Annotated in this window: 16 protein-coding genes and 2 rRNA genes (1 of these 18 only partly in view); 6 read left to right on the forward strand and 12 right to left on the reverse strand. The window is 51.3% G+C overall.

Annotation, left to right across the window (positions count from 1 at the left end):
• Position 1: 1 nt before the first annotated feature.
• The gene (locus R70723_RS26565) at positions 2-697 is read left to right on the forward strand and encodes a response regulator transcription factor (RefSeq protein ID WP_039877011.1); all 696 of its coding nucleotides are present in this window, start codon (positions 2-4) and stop codon (positions 695-697) included.
• On the forward strand, positions 691-2,088 hold the full coding sequence (locus R70723_RS26570) for a sensor histidine kinase (protein WP_339792988.1): 1,398 nt from the start codon (positions 691-693) through the stop codon (positions 2,086-2,088). The genes R70723_RS26565 and R70723_RS26570 overlap by 7 nt, the downstream gene beginning before the upstream one ends.
• A gap of 75 nt (positions 2,089-2,163) precedes the next feature.
• On the opposite strand, the gene R70723_RS26575 is transcribed toward R70723_RS26570, so the two are convergent.
• From R70723_RS26575 to R70723_RS26590, 4 genes are all read right to left on the reverse strand, one after another.
• Positions 2,164-2,757 carry a flavin reductase family protein gene (locus tag R70723_RS26575; protein WP_039879320.1) on the reverse strand — a complete coding sequence of 198 codons (594 nt, stop codon included), beginning with the start codon at positions 2,755-2,757 and terminating at the stop codon, positions 2,164-2,166.
• Between the two features lie 27 nt (positions 2,758-2,784).
• Positions 2,785-3,735 carry a ring-cleaving dioxygenase gene (locus R70723_RS26580; RefSeq protein ID WP_039877014.1) on the reverse strand — a complete coding sequence of 317 codons (951 nt, stop codon included), beginning with the start codon at positions 3,733-3,735 and terminating at the stop codon, positions 2,785-2,787.
• Positions 3,736-3,867: 132 nt separating this feature from the next.
• On the reverse strand, positions 3,868-4,425 hold the full coding sequence (locus R70723_RS26585; RefSeq protein ID WP_047171542.1) for a GNAT family N-acetyltransferase: 558 nt from the start codon (positions 4,423-4,425) through the stop codon (positions 3,868-3,870).
• Between the two features lie 131 nt (positions 4,426-4,556).
• Positions 4,557-5,333, reverse strand: a complete 777-nt coding sequence (locus R70723_RS26590; protein ID WP_039877015.1) for an NAD-dependent epimerase/dehydratase family protein — start codon at positions 5,331-5,333, stop codon at positions 4,557-4,559.
• A 223-nt stretch (positions 5,334-5,556) separates the two neighbouring features.
• On the opposite strand from R70723_RS26590, the gene R70723_RS26595 reads away from it, so the two are divergent.
• Positions 5,557-6,351 carry a sulfite exporter TauE/SafE family protein gene (locus R70723_RS26595; RefSeq protein WP_047171543.1) on the forward strand — a complete coding sequence of 265 codons (795 nt, stop codon included), beginning with the start codon at positions 5,557-5,559 and terminating at the stop codon, positions 6,349-6,351.
• An 11-nt stretch (positions 6,352-6,362) separates the two neighbouring features.
• Here R70723_RS26595 and R70723_RS26600 read toward each other — a convergent pair whose 3' ends face one another.
• Positions 6,363-6,947 (reverse strand): DUF421 domain-containing protein, encoded by a 585-nt coding sequence (locus tag R70723_RS26600; protein ID WP_039877016.1) that lies wholly within the window; start codon positions 6,945-6,947, stop codon positions 6,363-6,365.
• An 83-nt stretch (positions 6,948-7,030) separates the two neighbouring features.
• On the reverse strand, positions 7,031-8,002 hold the full coding sequence (locus R70723_RS26605; RefSeq protein ID WP_039877018.1) for a phosphotransferase enzyme family protein: 972 nt from the start codon (positions 8,000-8,002) through the stop codon (positions 7,031-7,033).
• 124 nt (positions 8,003-8,126) lie between these two features.
• Here R70723_RS26605 and R70723_RS26610 point away from each other — a divergent pair, with 124 nt between their 5' ends.
• Together R70723_RS26610 and R70723_RS26615 are read left to right on the forward strand one after the other, a co-directional pair.
• On the forward strand, positions 8,127-9,272 hold the full coding sequence (locus R70723_RS26610) for an epoxide hydrolase family protein (RefSeq protein ID WP_039877020.1): 1,146 nt from the start codon (positions 8,127-8,129) through the stop codon (positions 9,270-9,272).
• A gap of 201 nt (positions 9,273-9,473) precedes the next feature.
• Positions 9,474-11,402, forward strand: a complete 1,929-nt coding sequence (locus tag R70723_RS26615) for an ATP-dependent DNA helicase (protein ID WP_231574784.1) — start codon at positions 9,474-9,476, stop codon at positions 11,400-11,402.
• Between the two features lie 38 nt (positions 11,403-11,440).
• Here R70723_RS26615 and R70723_RS26620 read toward each other — a convergent pair whose 3' ends face one another.
• From R70723_RS26620 to R70723_RS31720, 4 genes are all read right to left on the reverse strand, one after another.
• Positions 11,441-11,944, reverse strand: a complete 504-nt coding sequence (locus R70723_RS26620) for a DUF1453 family protein (protein ID WP_039877024.1) — start codon at positions 11,942-11,944, stop codon at positions 11,441-11,443.
• 126 nt (positions 11,945-12,070) lie between these two features.
• Positions 12,071-12,739, reverse strand: a complete 669-nt coding sequence (locus tag R70723_RS26625; RefSeq protein ID WP_039877026.1) for a response regulator transcription factor — start codon at positions 12,737-12,739, stop codon at positions 12,071-12,073.
• A complete protein-coding gene (locus R70723_RS26630) occupies positions 12,727-13,899 on the reverse strand; it encodes a sensor histidine kinase (RefSeq protein WP_231574785.1) in 1,173 nt (390 codons plus the stop codon). Before R70723_RS26630 ends, R70723_RS26625 begins: the two co-directional genes overlap by 13 nt.
• Before the next feature lie 129 nt (positions 13,900-14,028).
• Positions 14,029-15,372, reverse strand: a complete 1,344-nt coding sequence (locus R70723_RS31720; protein ID WP_052421483.1) for a glycoside hydrolase family 28 protein — start codon at positions 15,370-15,372, stop codon at positions 14,029-14,031.
• A gap of 336 nt (positions 15,373-15,708) precedes the next feature.
• Here R70723_RS31720 and R70723_RS26640 point away from each other — a divergent pair, with 336 nt between their 5' ends.
• Positions 15,709-17,412: a methyl-accepting chemotaxis protein gene (locus R70723_RS26640; protein ID WP_039879325.1), complete on the forward strand. Its 1,704-nt coding sequence runs from the start codon at positions 15,709-15,711 to the stop codon at positions 17,410-17,412.
• A gap of 522 nt (positions 17,413-17,934) precedes the next feature.
• Here the strand turns inward: R70723_RS26640 and rrf are convergent.
• Together rrf and R70723_RS26650 are read right to left on the reverse strand one after the other, a co-directional pair.
• A 5S ribosomal RNA gene (gene rrf, locus R70723_RS26645) occupies positions 17,935-18,051 on the reverse strand.
• A gap of 77 nt (positions 18,052-18,128) precedes the next feature.
• Positions 18,129-18,295: ribosomal RNA gene (locus R70723_RS26650) — 23S ribosomal RNA — on the reverse strand (it continues 2,760 nt past the right edge of the window).

Genomic DNA, 18,295 nt, shown 5'->3' on the forward strand with positions numbered 1-18,295 from the left:
CATGAAGGTGCTGGTACTGGAAGATGAGAAGCCGATACGCGATTTTTTGCAGGTGAATCTGAAGCGGGCGGGCTTTGAGGTTACCGAAGCTGCTACAGGTGAAGCGGCGCTTGCCGCTGCACGTGAGCAGCGGGATTTTGACATCGCCATTCTCGATCTGATGCTGCCCGGAATCAGCGGCTTCGAGGTGTGCGCCATGCTGCGCAGGGAGTTCCCCCGGCTGGGCATCATTATGCTGACCGCCAAAAGCCAGGAAATTGATAAGGTCATGGGGCTGGATTCGGGAGCGGACGATTATGTGATTAAGCCGTTCAGCCCCGTTGAGCTGCTCGCCCGGGTCCGTTCGCTGTACCGGCGCATATATCCCGGTGAGAATGTGCTGCAGGAGAACGCCGTTCAGCTGCCCCCTTTTACCCTGATGCCGGATGAACGGAAGCTGCTGAAGGACGGGCTGGAGATCGCTTTGACGCCTACCGAGTTTTCTATCGTGAAACTGCTGATGGAGCAGCCTAATAAGGCGGTTAACCGCGATGATATTCTCACCTCGGTCTGGGGGCAGTATTTTATGGGAGAGCTCAAAATTGTGGATGTGAATATCAGCCGGATCCGCCAAAAAATCGGCCAGGACGCCACAGGTCCGCAATATCTGGAGACTGTGTGGGGATTCGGTTATTTATGGAGGGCACAACATTGCTGAGAGGAATCAGGTCACGGCTCATCGTCTATATCACCATTGTCCTGCTCCTGATTGTACTGCTGCTGGAAGGGGTGTTTCTTGTAGCTGTCCACTATTTTTATCTGGGCAGTGCGATAGAGACGTTATCCTCACGGGCTACGACCTCGGCCACCTTTTTCAACAAGTATCTGGAGGGCTATTCACTCAATGAGCGGGCCCGGTACATTCTGGAGAATCTCTCCACTGAGGAGAGCAGCAAGGTTGAGGTGCTGAACACCGAAGGTAACGTTATTATTAATTCCTTCGGCTTCTCCAGCGAGGAGCGGATTGATACGCCGGATGTAAGAACCGCGCTGAGCAGCGGCAAAGGAAGCTATCAGAGCCTCACCCCGGTGAACGGGGAGCGGATTATAGCGGTGTCTCTCCCCATTAAGGAAGCCGGGGTGAATATAGGCGTGCTGCGCTACTCCGTTTCTGCTGAGCCGCTGTACGACGTTATTGTCACCATTGTGCTGAATGCAGTCTGGGTCGGGCTGCTGGTCATCCTGTTCGGCTTCGTGCTCAGCCTGATCATCGCAAAGCGGATTGTAGGGCCGATTCAGCAGCTTACGTCTGTGGCGAAGGAAATGGCGACCGGCAATTTCACCGCCAAGGCAGCGAAGCAGCATAATGATGAGATCGGAACGCTGGCCGTTACGCTCAATTACATGTCCGAGGAAATTCTCAAAAGCGAAAAAATCAAATACGACTTCATCTCATCGGTCACGCATGAGCTGCGCACTCCCCTCACCTCGATTAAAGGCTGGGGCGAGACGCTGCTTATGGGTGATTTGTCCGATAAAAAAGAGACCCTGCAGGGTCTCGAGGTAATGACCGGAGAAACGGACCGGCTCATTGGGCTGGTGGAGGATCTGCTCGATTTCTCCAAGTTCCAGGCCGGTGAGATCACCGTTGATCTGCAGCCGTATGATCTCAGGGGACTGCTGGAGGATCTGCTGCTGCAGTTCCGCTACCGCGGGCAGACGAAGGAGATCCGGCTATACGCTGATATTCCCGATCTGCCGCTGCCGGTCAACGGTGACTTCAACCGCCTTAAGCAGGTGTTTGTTAATCTGCTCGACAATGCCTTCAAGTTCACTCCGGCGCAAGGGGCAGTAAGCCTTACCGCGGTTCAGCAGGAGGAGCTGATTATCGTTACGGTGACAGATACCGGGGAAGGCATAGAGGCGGCTGATCTGGACAAGCTCGGCACCAAATTCTTCAAGGGCCGGTCACGCCAGTCCGGCAGCGGACTCGGGCTTGCCATCTGCAAGGAGATCATCGGGCTGCACGGCGGACAGCTGAAGATTGAAAGTGAGTTCACAATCGGGACTTCAGTGATTGTCGAGCTGCCGCGTTATATTATGCAGTAGCTGCACCAAAAAACGGTCTGCTGACAGGCAGAAAAAAAGCCGGAATTAACCGGCTTTTTTAGCTTGATACAGCCTTCAGACAGGCCGTTCAATCTCAAAAATCTCCCCGAGGCCCGCATAGCTGTTCCCTGCCAGACGGCTGACCGCCCCCAGCTTGTGCGGATCAATTCTGCCCTGCTCATAGAGCTCTTCCGCAATGTGAAACTGGACGACTCTGCCGATCAGCAGCTCGAAGCCCGGGAATTCTACCGCTTGCTCCAGCACACATTCCATCCTTACCTTCGCTTCCTTAACTCCCGGCACAGAGATGGCAGAGCTCTGGACAGGTGTAAGTCCGGCAAGCGTAATTTCACTCTGATCCGGAGCAAGCGGAGCTGCGGTCATATTGATCTGCCCCACATTGTCGCGGTCCACGATATGGACGACAAATTCCTTAGTATCCATTATGTTCCGTGCTGTATCCTTCGGCTTGCCTGCCGCATGCTGGACAGACACTGAGATCATCGGCGGATTGGAGGAGACGATATTGAAAAAACTGAAGGGTGCTCCATTCAGCACTCCTTCTGCGGACTGCGTCGTCACAAAAGCAATCGGCCGCGGAATAATGCTGCCGACGAGCAGCTTATAATTGTCTCTCTCCGTATTGCCTGCGGGGTCTATCGCCAGCATGTCAGTCATCCCTTCCCGTAAGTTCATTTAGTCAAGCTCTCTGATCTGGAACGGCAGCAGAACCTGCTCAATCTGTCCTCTGTGCGGCTCATACTGCGCAGGCAGCTTCAGCGCCGTTCCCATGGTTTCCGGCGTTTCATCATGGGCGAAGCCTGGAGGATCTGTAGCGATTTCGAACAAAATCTCCCCATGCTCCCTGAAATAAATCGCGTTAAAATAATTCCGGTCCTGCACCGCTGTTACCCCATATCCGTGATCATGCACATAGCTCTGCCATTCCAGCTGATCCTGATCGTCCTTGGCTCTCCAGGCGATATGATGCACTGTGCCGACCCCCATTTCGCCGCGCTGTACAGCGGTCATTTTGAGATCAATGACATTGCCCAGATCGGCAGTAGAACGGTAACGGGCAATATCCTTTTCCCGGCCAATAAACGTAAGTCCAAGCACCTGCTCCAGCAGCTCAGCCGTTGCTTCCGGATCAGTCGACAGCAGCGTGGCGCCTCCGAACCCTTTGATCGCAACCTCTGGTGTAACGCCCCCGAAGGTCCAGCTATTCTGCTCCCCGGCTTCCCGCTCCACAAGCTCCAGATGCAGGCCGTGCGGATCATCGAATTCAAGCACCTGCTCCCCGAACCGCTCCAGCTCGCTGAAAGCAACCTCGAACTTTGCCAGTCTTTCCTTCCAGAAGCTCATCGCGCCCACCGGGATAATGTAAGTCGTTACCCCCACCTGTCCGCCGCCGATTTTGCCTTTGTAAGCTCCCGGCCAAGGGAAGAAGGTAATAATTGTGCCCGGTTTCCCTCCGTCATTGCCGAAGTAAAAGTGATACGTTCCCGGATCATCAAAGTTCACTGTCTGCTTAACCAGACGCAAGCCCAGCACTCCTGCGTAAAAATCCATATTCTCCTGCGGATGCCCGACGATTGCTGTGATATGGTGAATTCCCATGGTTTGTTTTGCCGTTACATTAGTCATTATAACCGACTCCTTTTATTGTAGTGTTATTTTAGAGGCTCATTTTCATGTTATAATATAATTTAAAGATTCTTAACTTTAAGATATAATCCGGAAATTATCTTTAAGTTAAGATAACTCCTTGATCTCAATTTACTCTCTTTTTATCTTAAAGTCAAGACTTTTTCCTTGAAATTTATAATACCAGAAGATCGCCTGCTCACCGGCCGCCGGAAAGTTAGAGTAGAGCCTGTTATCCACCCCGCCGATTTCAAAACCGTAACGCGCATAAAAGCGGCATGCAGCCACATTGACATCCTGCGTTTCCAGCATCAGGCCGGCAAGCTTATGCTGCTGTGCCCACTGTACGGCCTGATCCATAAGCCTTCTTCCGATCCCCTGCTGTCTCCGGCTGCCGGCCACAGCAATATCCTCGACCATCGCATATCCGTTCCAGTTGGCGCGCAGCCTGATCCGCCCGGTGCATTTTTCACCATTATAAAATAAAAAAACGGCCTTGCTCTCATCCTCGGTATAAGCGACAGCAATCTGCTCATCCTCATATCGCTTCGCATAAGCTTCAGCAAAGTCCTCCTCTGTATACGTCCATAAGCCGTTTTCATAACTGGGTAAAATCCGGCCGGTAACCATAAAGCCTTCGTTCGGCTTGTTATAGTCCTTCATATTCGACTCTGCCATTCTTACAATCACCACATCAGCGCCTCCGGTTTTTAAGATTGTGTTATATATGAAGTTCCTTTTCATCTGCTTGATTCCTGCTTTTATTACGAACAAAAACAGGCCCCGGAACCGGAGCCCATACTGTCGCTGTAAGCTGCTGGCTATGCCTTTTGTCCGCCCTGGTAGACCGTTTCATCCCGCCGTATCTTCCATCCGGCCGCCTTGGCCTGCTCAAGCAGCTCCGCCCCGTCATCCTGCGGCTTGTAGCCGATCAGCTCCTCAAGGTATGCGATATCATAATAGTTATCACTGTTGGCAGAGGTACCGTAGAGGTTCAGATACTTCATCCCTTCATCTGCCTCAATGCAGCAGATAATCAGCTGCAGCATATCACGTCCGGAAATCCAGATATGTCCCGCACGTTCAGAATGCGGCCGGTCATCCTCCGGGAAATTGCCGATCCGGATATTAATGGAGGAGAGCTTGCCCTGGTCCGCATACAAGCGGCCGAGCAGCTCAATGTAACATTTGCTCAGCCCGTAGAAGCTGTCCGGACGGTAAGGATCTGACGGGTCAACCTGCTCATCCGTCTTATAGAAACCGGTTGCATGATTGGAGCTGGCGAAGATTATCCGTTTCACTCCGTTCTGTACGGCAGCTTCAAACAGCTTGTAGGCACCGGCTACATTCCCTTGCAGCACCTTGCCCAGAAAATCATCCTCATCCTTCATCCAGGCAAAATGGAGTACGGTATCAGCCCCTTGCGTCAGCTCATTAAGCCGCGCTTCATCGGCAATGTCCAGCTGAACGATGCCCTGGCTCTCATCTGCCTCAATATCAGCTCCGGTGACATCATACCGGCCGTCTTGCTTCAGTCCCTGGTAGACCGTATTTCCGATCACGCCCGCTGCTCCCGTTATCAGCAGTTTACGTTTCATCTTTGCATTCTCCCTTCTCCGCAGTTATGGATGGTTGCGCTGTTAGTTATTACCCGCAGGGAGAGGATACTATACCCGTCTGAATCATGACTCATAAAAGAAGGGCTGCCCTTCCGGCCATATTCTACTTGTGATAATGTGGGTACAAAAGAATAATAACTATTTCCATGAAGATCCGGGAAACATAACGGTTATTAACTTCACAACGAAAGGGAACTGTCCAGTGTTAACCTATCTGCTTCTGTTCAGCCTCGGGCTGATCGCCGGCATTTCCGGCTCGCTTGTCGGACTTGGCGGCGGCTTCATCGTCGTGCCAGCCTTAGCCTTTCTGTATCCTGAGATGCCTACCGCCCATCTGGCGGGCACCTCCATGGCTATGCTGCTGTTCAATTCCATTTCCAGTACTTACGTCTATTCCCGGCAAAAAAGAATCGATTACCAGGCAGCACTCTGGTTCGCGGCTGCTTCCATTCCGGGCTCGGTAATCGGGGCACTGCTCTCTGAACAGGTGGAGGGGAGAGCCTTTTTTGTCAGCTTCGGCATTTTTCTGATTCTTATTGCGCTGCTGCTTCTGTTCAAGCCGAAAAAGCCCCTGACCCTGCCGTTTAATCCCACGGTCAAGCGGAGCTTTACAGATGCTGAAGGCAGCCGTTTTGAATACGCCTATCATATGCCAACCGGCTTTATTATCAGCTTTTTTGTCGGCTTCCTGGCCAGTCTGTTCGGTGTCGGCGGAGGCAGCCTGATGGTGCCGACAATGACGCTGCTGCTGGGCTTCTCGACACATATTGCTGTCGCCACCTCTATGCTGCAGATTTTTCTGTCTTCGATCGTCAGCACATCTACACATGCCTATCTGCAAAATATCGAATGGATCATGGTCCTGTGCCTAGCGCCAGGTGCCATTATCGGCGGCCAGCTCGGTGCACGGCTTGCCAAACGCCTGCCGGCCAAGCTGCTGCTCCGCCTGCTTGCCGTGTTTCTGATTATTGTGGCAGCCCGGCTGATTATGAAATAATTCCGCCAGGCTCAAAGCTGGTCAAACAGATTCCCGTCCTGCTTCTGCGGGTCGGGTTCACTCTGCGCCGCCATATTGTCACTAGCCGCCGGGCTGCTCATATATTTGGCCAGAAGCGCCTCTACTTGAATAAGAGTTACGGGCTTTGCCGCATCCTGAAGCTCATAGCCGAGCATCCCGTTAGGCTCAATCGTCGCCGTCTTCACATCACTGAGCCTGGAAATTCCCTGCTCCCGCAGATTCATCTCCAGCGCCTCGAGGGTTAGGCACAGCTTCTTCAGATTCTGCTCCTGCACCCGGCCATCCTTAATGACAATAACCGCCGGCCCCTTGACCAGCCTTTCGAACAGGCTCCAGTGCAGCTGCAGCCACTCCACCGCAATCAGCACGGCAATAAATACAGCTGCAGCTGTCATCGTAATCAGAATATGATGGTCCGCGATCGGCTCTACGATAATCGTCCCGATAGAGATCATGGCAATTGTCGTCGGAATGGTCATCTGTGAGATGGATTTTCTGCCGGCCAGCCTGAGCACCAGCATGCCGAATATAATCAGTACCAGAGCCTTCCAGACCTCATTCCAGATTTCGTTCATACCCATATCTCCTTTGGCATTACTGTCCTAATATAGATATGGGTATTTTTTACTGCGCTGGTCCTGATTATACGCGATTGGGATTATAACAGATGGTACACTTCTTTTCCGGCCAGGAAATCCCTGCATTTTCCGCATACCTTTACCGCATGCTCCTTAACCCAGCCGTTGCTGGCGGGATCACGGACGAACATCGCATAGCTGATGAAGATATCCATAAATATTTGTCCTTCAATATATCTGATATCGTCAAACGAGAAGGCCCGGCGGGAGCTGTAGCCCTCCAGAAAGGCCGGTCTCCATTCTTTTTTCAACGCTGTGGAGGCGCTTCCCACATCAAACAGATAATAGCCGTAGCCGGATAAACAGAAATCTATCAGATGCGGCGTTTCCCCCTGCACAATTACATTCCCTGATTGTACATCAGCATGAATGATTCCCCAGCTGTCCTGCCTGGCATCCAGCCCGGCCAGCTGTTCTTTGACTGCATTAAGCACTTCCGCGAATGTATCGTACTGCTCTTGAGTATATACACCGCCCGTTATCCCGCATTTAAGCTCTTCAAGTGCAGAATCAATGCTTTGAACACCATATACAGGCCTCGTTAAACCGGACAATTGTTGCCCGCTTGAAGCGTTATGAAGCTCAGCAAAGGTCTCACCCAGCGCGTATGCGATCACCCCGATATTCTCTTCATCCCCTGTCAAAACTTCGCCGTCCAGCCATTCCAGCACCGTAGCATAACAGGAACCGAATTCCTCCGACTGATATAAGGTTACATACTCGTCCGCATGGTTAGCGACCGGCCTCTGCACCTGAATGACCTTCCTCCGGTTCAGCTCCTGAAGCAGATACACCTCCGACTGCAGGCCTTCCAGCGTGTGCTGTGTACCGGACAACCCCGCCGTTCTGGGCCGGTGAATCCGGAGCAGATAGTTTTTCCCGCCCACTTCATCTGTTACCTTAAAGGTCATATTCTCGTTATGCCGGATGAACTCAATTACCGGCTCCTTTACAGGATAGAACGCGATTACCCGCTTAGCATGCTCGATCAAAACGTCTTCCCCCCAGTTTAGAATTTAAGGTATGCTTTTTTCAGCTTATATTCCATAATAATACATATAACAGCGTTAAAGTTTACTATACACAAAAAATACAACAAAGGGTGGAGCAAAGATCATGACAGCTGAACGTTTTCAAATCCGGGTATCCGATGAAGTGCTTGCCGATTTAAAGTACAGACTGGACCATATCCGCTGGCCTAATCTAATAGAGGACACCGGGTGGGAGCAGGGGACGGACTTCGCTTATCTACAATCAATCATCGCTTATTGGCGGGATCAGTTCGACTGGCGGGCACAGGAAGCCAAGCTGAACCGGTTCGCACATTACCGCAGTAACATTGACGGGACGGATATCCATTTTATTCATGAGCGCGGTAAAGGGCCTAATCCTCTGCCGATCCTTTTAACGCACGGCTGGCCGGACAGCTTTTTCCGCTATTCCAAAATCATACCGATGCTCACTGACCCGGCAAGCTACGGCGGTAATCCCGAGGATTCCTTCGACGTTATCGTTCCTTCGCTGCCCGGCTTCGCCTTCTCCGGCTATCCGGGGAACGGCGGCATCAATAATGCACAGATTGCCGGGCTCTGGGCCAAGCTGATGACAGAAGAACTCGGTTACACCACGTTCGCTGCCGGCGGCGGTGATATCGGCTCAGGTGTTACAAGATATCTGGCAGCCAGCCGTCCTGAGCTTTTGAATGGAATCCATCTTACCGATATAGGCATTATCCGCGGTCTGTTGGCTCCGGGTAATCAGGCTGACCTTACAGCTGAAGAACGGCAGTATCAGCAGACGGCGCAGAGCTGGCTTGCCCGTGAGGGAGCTTACATCTCTATTCAGTCTACCAAGCCCCGTACGCTGGCCTATGGGCTTTCAGACTCACCGGCCGGGCTGGCAGGCTGGATTCTCGAAAAATTCCACGACTGGAGCGATTGTAAAGGCGAGCTCAGCCAAAGCTTCACCAGGGATGAGCTGCTTACGAATATCATGATTTATTGGGTGACTAATACGATAGGCTCGGCTACGCAGATCTATCACGCCAACTCCACCTCTTTACCGCCGCTGGGCCGGATTGAGGTGCCGACCGGGCTGGCTCTTTTCCCCGGTGATATCCTGCTGCCTCCCAAGGAATGGGCAGTTCGCAATCTGAATATAACCCGCTGGACTGAAATGCCGCGCGGCGGTCATTTTACTGCCCTTGAGGCACCTGAGCCGCTGGCCGAGGATATCCGCGCCTTTTTCAGGCCGCTTAGATAGACTGCCTAATGACCAGTCCTTGACTGCCAAGCCGCTATCGGAGATAATTACAGTTTGACCAAAAAAATCAATCTGCCGGTACAGGCGCATTGAAACAGTGAAGGGGCGATCGTCATCAGCTGGTTAAGTGATCTTTATAAATTACAGAAGCGGGAGCAGAAGAAGGACATCGAGCCTGCTCTGGTCAATGCCGTCTTCCGGATGTATGACCGGTTTCCCAGGCTCGGACTGAGAGAACGGACCGGACAGCAGGATATGTCGCTGGATATTGCCGATGCTTATATTAACGGGCGCAACGCCATGGTCGAGGCCGGTGTCGGCATCGGCAAATCCTTCGCCTACCTTATCCCCGGCCTGCTCATTAACCATATCTCGCAGCAGCCGGTCATTATTGCCACCTCCTCCATCCAGCTCTCCGAACAGATCCATAAGGATCTGCGGGTAATCGGAAGCCGGCTCGGCTTCACAACCGTGCGCTCCGTAGTCGGAAAAGGCATGGGCCAGTATGCCTGCCGCTACAGGGCAGCAGATCTGCTCCAGCCGGATACTCCGGACTCCCCTGTGTCAGCTCTTGCCCGCCGGATTGCAAATTACGAAATCGATGAGCGGGCGGATATTCCCGGCGGCATCAATGATGCCGTATGGTCCGAGGTGTGTGTTAATGACTGCAAATTTGAACAGTGCCGCTTCAAAAGCACCTGCTCCTTCTATGATATGCGCGCCAAAATCAGCGCCAGGGCCGGTGACATGGATTTCATCATCGTCAACCAGGATCTGCTGATCCGGGATCTGATCAAGAAAAAAGAAGGCACAAGGCCCTTAATTACTGAGCAGCCGGCGCTGATCGTCATTGATGAGGCACATAACCTGGAGGCTAAGGTACGGGACGCAAGAACGCTCGAATTCACCTTTCGCGGCACCTGCCGGGTGCTGGATGACGCGCTGCAGATTCTTTTTAAGCAATCCGCAGATAAGAGCCTTATGGCACATGCCAGATTAATTAAAAGCTGTTTAGGCAGCATCTTCAAGCAGGTGGAAGCCGATCTGCTGCAGACAGCCAAACAGGATAATGACCGTATTAAATTGTCCGAAATGAAGGGGATTCCGTTCAGCAGGGGCTCACAGCTGTTGAAGGATTTTCAGCTGGGGCTGGCGGTACTCACTTCCCGGAATGAACGTGAGATCGATAATATATATGAAGCGGTCAACGGGCTCATCGACCTGTTCGCAGTTCTCTCGGGGGCAGAGCAGGGTCACCTTCTCTGGGCCAGCAAGACCCGGCGTGAAGCAAGCATCAGCATCTGTCCCAAAAACATCAGCCAGTTTCTGAAGCAGGCGTTATTCAACGGAAAGACCTCTGTTATCCTAACGTCAGCCACGATGTGCCAGGGCGGGGATACGCTCGAGGAGCAATATGCTTATCTTACGCAATCACTCGGCTACCGGGGAGATTACATGGAGCGCCAGCCTTCCCCTTTTGACTACGACAGCCATACCATGCTGTACATTTCAGGCAGTGTTCCCTACTACAACCACGGGAACCGGCAGGAATATCTCGAAGCCGCCTACAAGGAAATGCTGCGGCTCTGCAATGTAACGGAGGGACGGACACTGGTGCTGTTTTCAGCCAAGGAGGATATGCGGTTCGTCCACGGGAAGCTGCGGTCCGAGAAACTGGACTGGGCGCTGCATATGCAGCAGGAGGGCTCGTCCCAGGATGGGGTCATTGCGCAGTTCCGGCACAGCAAAGGAGTGCTGCTCAGCACCGGCGTATTCTGGGAAGGGATCAATATTGAGGGCTCCGATCTGTCCCAGGTCATTGTGTTCCGCCTGCCATTTCCGGTTCCGTCTGATCCTGTATATGAATATAAAGCTTCACGGGTACAGAATGCGCTGAAGGAGGTTTTTGTCCCGGACATGCTGCTCCGCCTGCGGCAGGGCACCGGACGCCTGATCCGCAGCGAAACCGATCTTGGCGTGCTCAGCATCCTCGACTCCCGCCTGTCCGCAGCCGCCTCCAAGGATTACCGGAGCAAGGTGCTGGAGGCTCTGCCCTTCAAGCAGGTGACCGAGGATTTCCGGGTGCTGGAGCGGTTTGTGAAGGAGAAGGGAATAAGGCGCAGTAAGTGAAAAGCGGACAAGCCCGGCGGATTAGCGCCGGGCTTTGTTTATCTGACTGCAGCGCTTCTAAGCTCAGTCTGCATCTTCAAGGTATACAGGATGCCTCCAAAAAATAATCCGACCGTCAGCCCGTTTGCCGCCGAGTAAATGAGATGGAATAGAGTAGAGTGGTAAAAAACAAGCATCACATTCAGCGCATATTTAACCGCGAAGTTGATCAGGACAACGATTAACGGCAAATAGCTCTGCTTTTTATAAATAATCCCGGCTTGTGCAGCAAAGGACTGAAAGGCTTTGTTCAACAGATAGCCGATTACAAATCCTGGAATAATAAAGAGAATATAGCTCATAAGCGTATATCCGACCTGATCAAACTTCGTTGTCAGGGTCCATAAGCCCCAGATCATAAAGATCAGCGGGGCAATAAGCATTCTGATGAAATTAACGGGCTTTTCCTGGGAGTTTCGGAGTCCCATTATGATTAAGGCAGCCAAAAGGGCCCATACCCAGGCTGGTGTGCTTGAAATGACTTGCTGAACGGTAACGTGCATTGTACTTCCTCCTAATCTTGTTGTTTGCTCGTTACCTATCATATGTAATTTCAGAAATCAGCACATCTGCACAGCGGTTGATCTTTAGCCGTCCAGCCTCTATCTGAAGATATACAGTCACCTCCTTCACTCTACCAATCCTGTACGGATCGCCAGAACCACAGCCTTGGTACGGTCTTCAACTTCGAGCTTTTGAAGGATACGGTGTATATGCGTTTTTACCGTTCCCTGTGAAATATTCAGCATTCCGGCAATTTCCGCATTGTTGCGGCCATAAGCCATTTGCTGCAGCACATCCAGCTCGCGTTCAGTCAGCTCTTCCCCCAGATGGCCTGACGGCTGCGCTAGTCCGATTCTTTTTCCATAATCCGCAATTGCTCTGGCAAGTGCCTTACTCGCTGTAGGGGTTCTGTAAATGGCGTTCCCCTGGTCAGCCCAGCGGATTCCATCCAGAATGTCCTGCATTTCCGTGTCTTTTAACAAATAACCGGCAGCACCGGCACGTATGCCCTCAATAACATAAGCTTCGACATCGAACGTTGTCAGCAGCACGATCCGGATTTCAGCATTTTCGCTCAGGATACGCTGAGTTGCCTCAATTCCCGATAAGACGGGCATCTGAATGTCCATCAGAATAATATCCGGCTTGGTATCAGCCGCTAACCGGCAGGCAGCTTCCCCGTCCTCCGCCTCACCTGCACACTCCATGTCAGGCTGAGCATCGATGATATATCTCAGTCCCTGGCGGACAAACGGCTGATCATCGGCAATGACCACTCTGATTATTTTTCCCATCTCTGCTCCCCCTGCATTTCTTCTAGAGCTGCTGCTTCAACCGGAAGGATGACCTGCACCCGGAAACCATGCGGTTCCACCGCTGAAAATGTACAGCTGCCTCCCCCTGCCTTACAACGCTCTGCTATCCCTTTTAGCCCAAACCCCATATTTACCTGTTCTCCTCCGGCTGTTGTTCCGTTATCTGTAACTGTCAAGCAGATGGTGTCGTTCATTTCCTCAAGCTCTACGTCAACTATGGTTGCATCTGTATGCCGCAGCACATTTGTTAAGGACTCCTGGAGCACACGATACAGGATTATGCTTGTTTCAATAGACCACTCCGATCCTTCAGAATGCTGGCTGAAATTAAGCTGGACAGGTGTCCTTCCCCGGGTCTGTGATATAAGTCCCTTGAGCGCCACGCTCCCCAGTCCCATCTCATCATTTGACCATTCCTTGACGGCAATCCGAACCTCTTCCATCGCCTGGCGGGCAATATCAGTCAGCTGCTCCACCGCCTCAGCTGCTCTCGCCGGGTCTGTAGCCTGCATAATCTTAAGCGCCTGCAGTTGGATAATCAGCGAGGTCAGCTGATGGCCGAGCCCGTCATGAATTTCCCGGGCCAGTCTGGTCCGCTCCTCCAATGCAGCATAGCGCACCGAGTACATATTCGCTTCATGAAGCTCATTATGTGCTGCTTCAAGCTCCTGGTGAACCCGGTTCAGCTCCTCCAGATGCTGCCTGGTCAGCTGATGCGTATCGCGTCTGATTTTGGAGTTCCTGGCAAGCAGGAATGCGCCGAGCAGACCCATAACAGTTGTGAAGGACAGAGAGTAGATAACAAAGATCACCCCCAAAACCAGCAGGCCGATCGCAATGTTAATCCTTCGGTAATCATGAGTCATGAACACGATCATGAAAAACAGCGGCCAGATCAGGCTCGGGTGCAGTGAGCCATATATAGAATACAGTAATATATCAACTGCAATAATCATTAAGGAAGCCGTGAAGTAGACAGCTTCTGTCCGCCAGCGCTTCGGTGCCCAAATCAATAATGCATATACTAAAAGGACGAGCCCCCCGCCTGCAAGGTGAAGCCGGCCCAGGTGCTCATAATCATGATAATAAGTTGCCGTTAACAAAACTGTGCCTAGTATACGCGCCAATAGCTTATACATTCTTTGCTCATACAGAAACATATACTCACCCCGATTAATATTAACATGCCAATAATTATCATAGTATAACCGCAACAAAAAAGCCCTGATGCATCAAGGCTGGCTTGAGCATCAGGGCCATTCTTTATTTTATTTATTGGTTATACTGTAATCCTCCAGCTGCAGCTGCCCGACGTTCTCAAATGTAACGCTCTTGCCTGCAGCAGTCTTAACCTTGAACCCCTTCAGACTGATGCTCCCGACATCACTGCAGATTAAAGCGCGGTCTGCGCTGAGGTTTATCTTTTCCAGACTGATGTTGTTCAGACGGTGCTCAGGGAGCCCCTTGATCTCTACAGCTATTGCGGCTCCTTCACCGCTGATGTCCTTAATGCTGATATTGCTGAAATCGGAAGGCGTGCTGGTCTTGGGAACCACAGTGCTGTACCCGTAGAACATATTGATCTGCACGGCTTCTTCTCTAACATTATTGATCTTGATCTGCTCAAACCGGATATTGTCCACGTAGCCGCCTCTCCCCCGCATCGACTTCAGCCGGATACCCCGGTCTCCGCCATGGATGGTGCAGTTGTGGGCATACACATTCCGGACTCCGCCGGACATTCCGCTGCCGATCACAAGTCCCCCGTGTCCTTCCTTCATCACACAATTACGAATGACAATGTTCTCACAGGGCCTGTTGACCCGCCAGCCGTCCTCATTCATGCCGGAATTGATCGCGATGCAGTCATCCCCGGTCTCAAAGCTGCTGTCCTCAATTAGCACATTGCGGCAGGAATCCGGGTTCAGCCCGTCGGTGTTGGGACCGCAGCTGACAATATCAATCCCGCGGATAATAACATTCTCGCAATAGACCGGATGCACCGTCCACTGGGGGCCGTTATGAATCGCGACTCCCTCAATCAGCACATTCCGGCAGCGGACCGGCTGGATGAACGAGGGGCGCAGGGCTGCCTCCTCCGTACCGAAGACCCGCTCCTTAACAGGAATCCCGTCTCTTTCGGCATAACAGAGCTTATCGGCTGCGGTCTGCTGGAGCTTTTTCCAGTGCCACCAAGCCTCCCCGTTTCCATTCAGCGTGCCCTCACCGGTAACCGCAATATTGTCGCAGTCAATGGCGTAGATCAGCGGAGAATAGTTATAGCATTCCATCCCCTCCCATCTTGTAAAAACCGGCGGAAGATAATCGGTAAAGGCATCACTAAAGGTAATGACCGCCCCCTTTTCCACAGACAGGTGGACATGACTATTTAAATGGATAGGGCCTGAGGGCCACTCCCCCGGAGATACGATAACCGTACCGCCTCCTTGTGTGGAGCAGTCATCCACAGCCCGCTGTATCGCGTGAATATCCTCAGACATCCCCGTGTCAGGCAGCCGGTAATCCTCAGCCCGGAAGGACCGCTGCGGAAAATCCGGCTCCCGGATTTCCTCCATTTCAAAAGGGGCTCCGTAGAAATTGGTTTTGAGCATTGATATTAATTCCTCCTACTCCTTCTAATGTATATACAAAAACCAAGTGAGACGCGCTCCATCAATAGCCTGCTGCTTCTCATCCAGAATCTCCTGGTAGCCGGCTTCCTGCATCAAAATAGTAACATGCTAAAATCCGGCCATGAATGGATAAAAGAACCCGGCACTTGTAAAATTCGAGCTTCAGCACCCGCGGTCCGAAACTTTTTTAATTATCAAAATTTGTATAGCTACAATTCAATGGGAGATCTGTCGATATACATACAGACGTATATATTTTGCATCAAGTTGAGGAGTGGGAATTTGAAGAACCAATGGGGAAAAGTATTAGAGAGATTGAGGCTTACCATCCGGATGAAACTACTGGCCGGATTTCTGGTTGTAGCTGCACTGCTTGCCTTTGTAAGTATTTATGCCTTAACTCAGATTCACGGTATGTCTACAAGTGCTGAAGAAATTGACCAAAAGTGGATGCCTAGTGTCAGCCTGCTGGGGATGATGAACGGGGATGTCTCAGATGTGGAGCGTCTCGCTCTTGCAGTTATTGTGGAGACGGATCAAAACCAGGTTACTGAAATGAATGAAACCCTCCAGCAGCTGCTGGCCAAAATTGAAAATGAGCGTAAAGAGCTGATTACACTACTTAACGGCGATCCTACGGCATTGGCATTATATGATACCTTCAGTACCAACTACGATGCTTATATCGCCAAGATGCCTGCTTTTGTGGAGCGGGGGATTGCCAACGATTTCGGGGAAGCAAGCAAGCTGCATACAGAGTCCTATCCGCTCTGGTACACAGCCAATGATACAATTGCTCAACTGATTACATTAGGCAACGATTTGTCGAAGCAGGCTACCAAAAACTCGCTGGAGTCAGCAGAACAAACCTTTAATGTCATTCTGGCCGTAACGATTGTTTCTTTCCTGCTTGCTTTATTCATTGCCTTCTTCATTGCAAGTATCATCTCAAAGCCTATTCAAAAGATGAATGCTTCAGCAATGCTGATTGCAAACGGTGATTTGACCGGCGAAATGATTACACTAAAAAATAAGGATGAGCTTGGTACACTCGCGGCTTCCTTCAATACCATGACAGGCAACCTGCGCGCGATGATTCAGTCCGTTTCCATGACCTCAGAGCAGGTGGCCGCTTCTTCGGAGGAACTGCTTGCGAGTGCAGAGCAGAATGCCAAGGCATCCGAGCAAATCTCTGAAACCGTTGAGCTCCTGGCAGCAGGTACAACGGAGCAGGCTAACATAGTGAAACGTTCCTCCCAGGCGATGAGCGAAATGTCTCTAGGCTCCGAGCAAATTGCCCAGCTTGCCCAGAGTGTATCCGTATCTGCTATAGACGCTGCGAATCAATCGTCGGAAGGAAACCGGATTGTCCACCAGGCAGTAGAACAGATGAGCTCAATCCGCTCTTCAATCGCTTCTCTGACAGAGCTGGTTACGGGGCTTGGAGAACGCTCTGCAGAGATTGGCAGTATTACCGGAGTTATCAATAATATTGCCCGTCAGACTAACCTGCTTGCATTGAATGCGGCTATCGAGGCTGCGCGTGCGGGTGAGCATGGCCGTGGATTCGCCGTTGTGGCCGGAGAAGTACGTAAGCTGGCCGAAGAATCCTCAGTATCGGCTCAGAAGATTACAGATCTGGTACAGCTCATTCAGAATGATACCAACCACGCTATAGAGGCTGTAAAAGTAAACAGCAGTGAAACAGAGGCCGGGATTGAGATTGTGACAGCAGCCGGACAAGCCTTCGGACAAATCTCTGAGGCGGTAACTAAGGTAGCCGGTGAAATTCAGGAGGTATCTGCCGGTTCGGAAGAAATGTCAGCCAGCACAGACGAATCAGTGCAGTATATGGAACAAATCTCGAACATTGCCCAAGAGTCATCAGGCGAAGTACACAATGTATCTGCTGCAACTGAAGAACAGCTGGCCTCCATGGAGGAGATTGCAGCCTCAGCAAGCGCCCTCTCCAAGATGGCAGAGGAACTGCAGGAGCAGATCAATAAGTTTAAAATCTAACTATACAACGTAAATATGAAGCTAACAAAACGCCTTCTGTTCCCGCTTTAGGTGAAACGGCGAGCAGCGGATTGAGTTCCCCTGCCAACCGCTACCCTCAGCCAGTGGGTTTAGGCTCAAATCAAGTTAAGTGTACTTTGTACAATTAAAACAGAGGAAATGAATCATTATAAGAAAATAACTGTATTCTGTACATCTATTGTTCTCAAAAAAGCCAGTTTCGGGCGTTTTTAGCAGATATAAGTGTACAGAATACAGTTAAAACCTGCAGCGGAGCTAGTTAGTCAGGTTTAGTTGCAGAAAGTACAGTTATTTCGGCTCGGCTCATTCATTATTTCACGGAGAAGAAGAAAAGGCGGCAGTGTCCGCCTTTATTCGGTTTTACAGATCCCTTCTCTCTGTTTTGCTAGAATCATTGGGATTATGATAGACTCGGAGCGGAGAATTACGGAGAAAGCATAGGCGAGTGCATCGTTTTGAACAAAACAAAAAAAGCACCCCTCAAAGGGATGCTTCATTTGTGCTTGGCGGCGTCCTACTCTCCCAGGACCCTTCGGTCCAAGTACCATCGGCGCTGGAGGACTTAACGGTCGTGTTCGGGATGGGTACGCGTGGAACCCCTCCGCCATCGCCACCAAACGGGCATTTACAGCGTAAATGCTTCAGGAACTTGATTCCTGAAAACTGAATCCGAAACGAATCTGCGTATATAGATATTGGATAAGCCCTCGACCGATTAGTATTGGTCAGCTCCATGCATTGCTGCACTTCCACCTCCAACCTATCTACCTCGTCGTCTTCAAGGGGTCTTACTAATTGGGAAATCTCATCTTGAGGGGGGCTTCACGCTTAGATGCTTTCAGCGCTTATCCCGTCCGTACGT

The organism is Paenibacillus sp. FSL R7-0273 (genome assembly GCF_000758625.1).
GTDB lineage: Bacteria > Bacillota > Bacilli > Paenibacillales > Paenibacillaceae > Paenibacillus_AQ.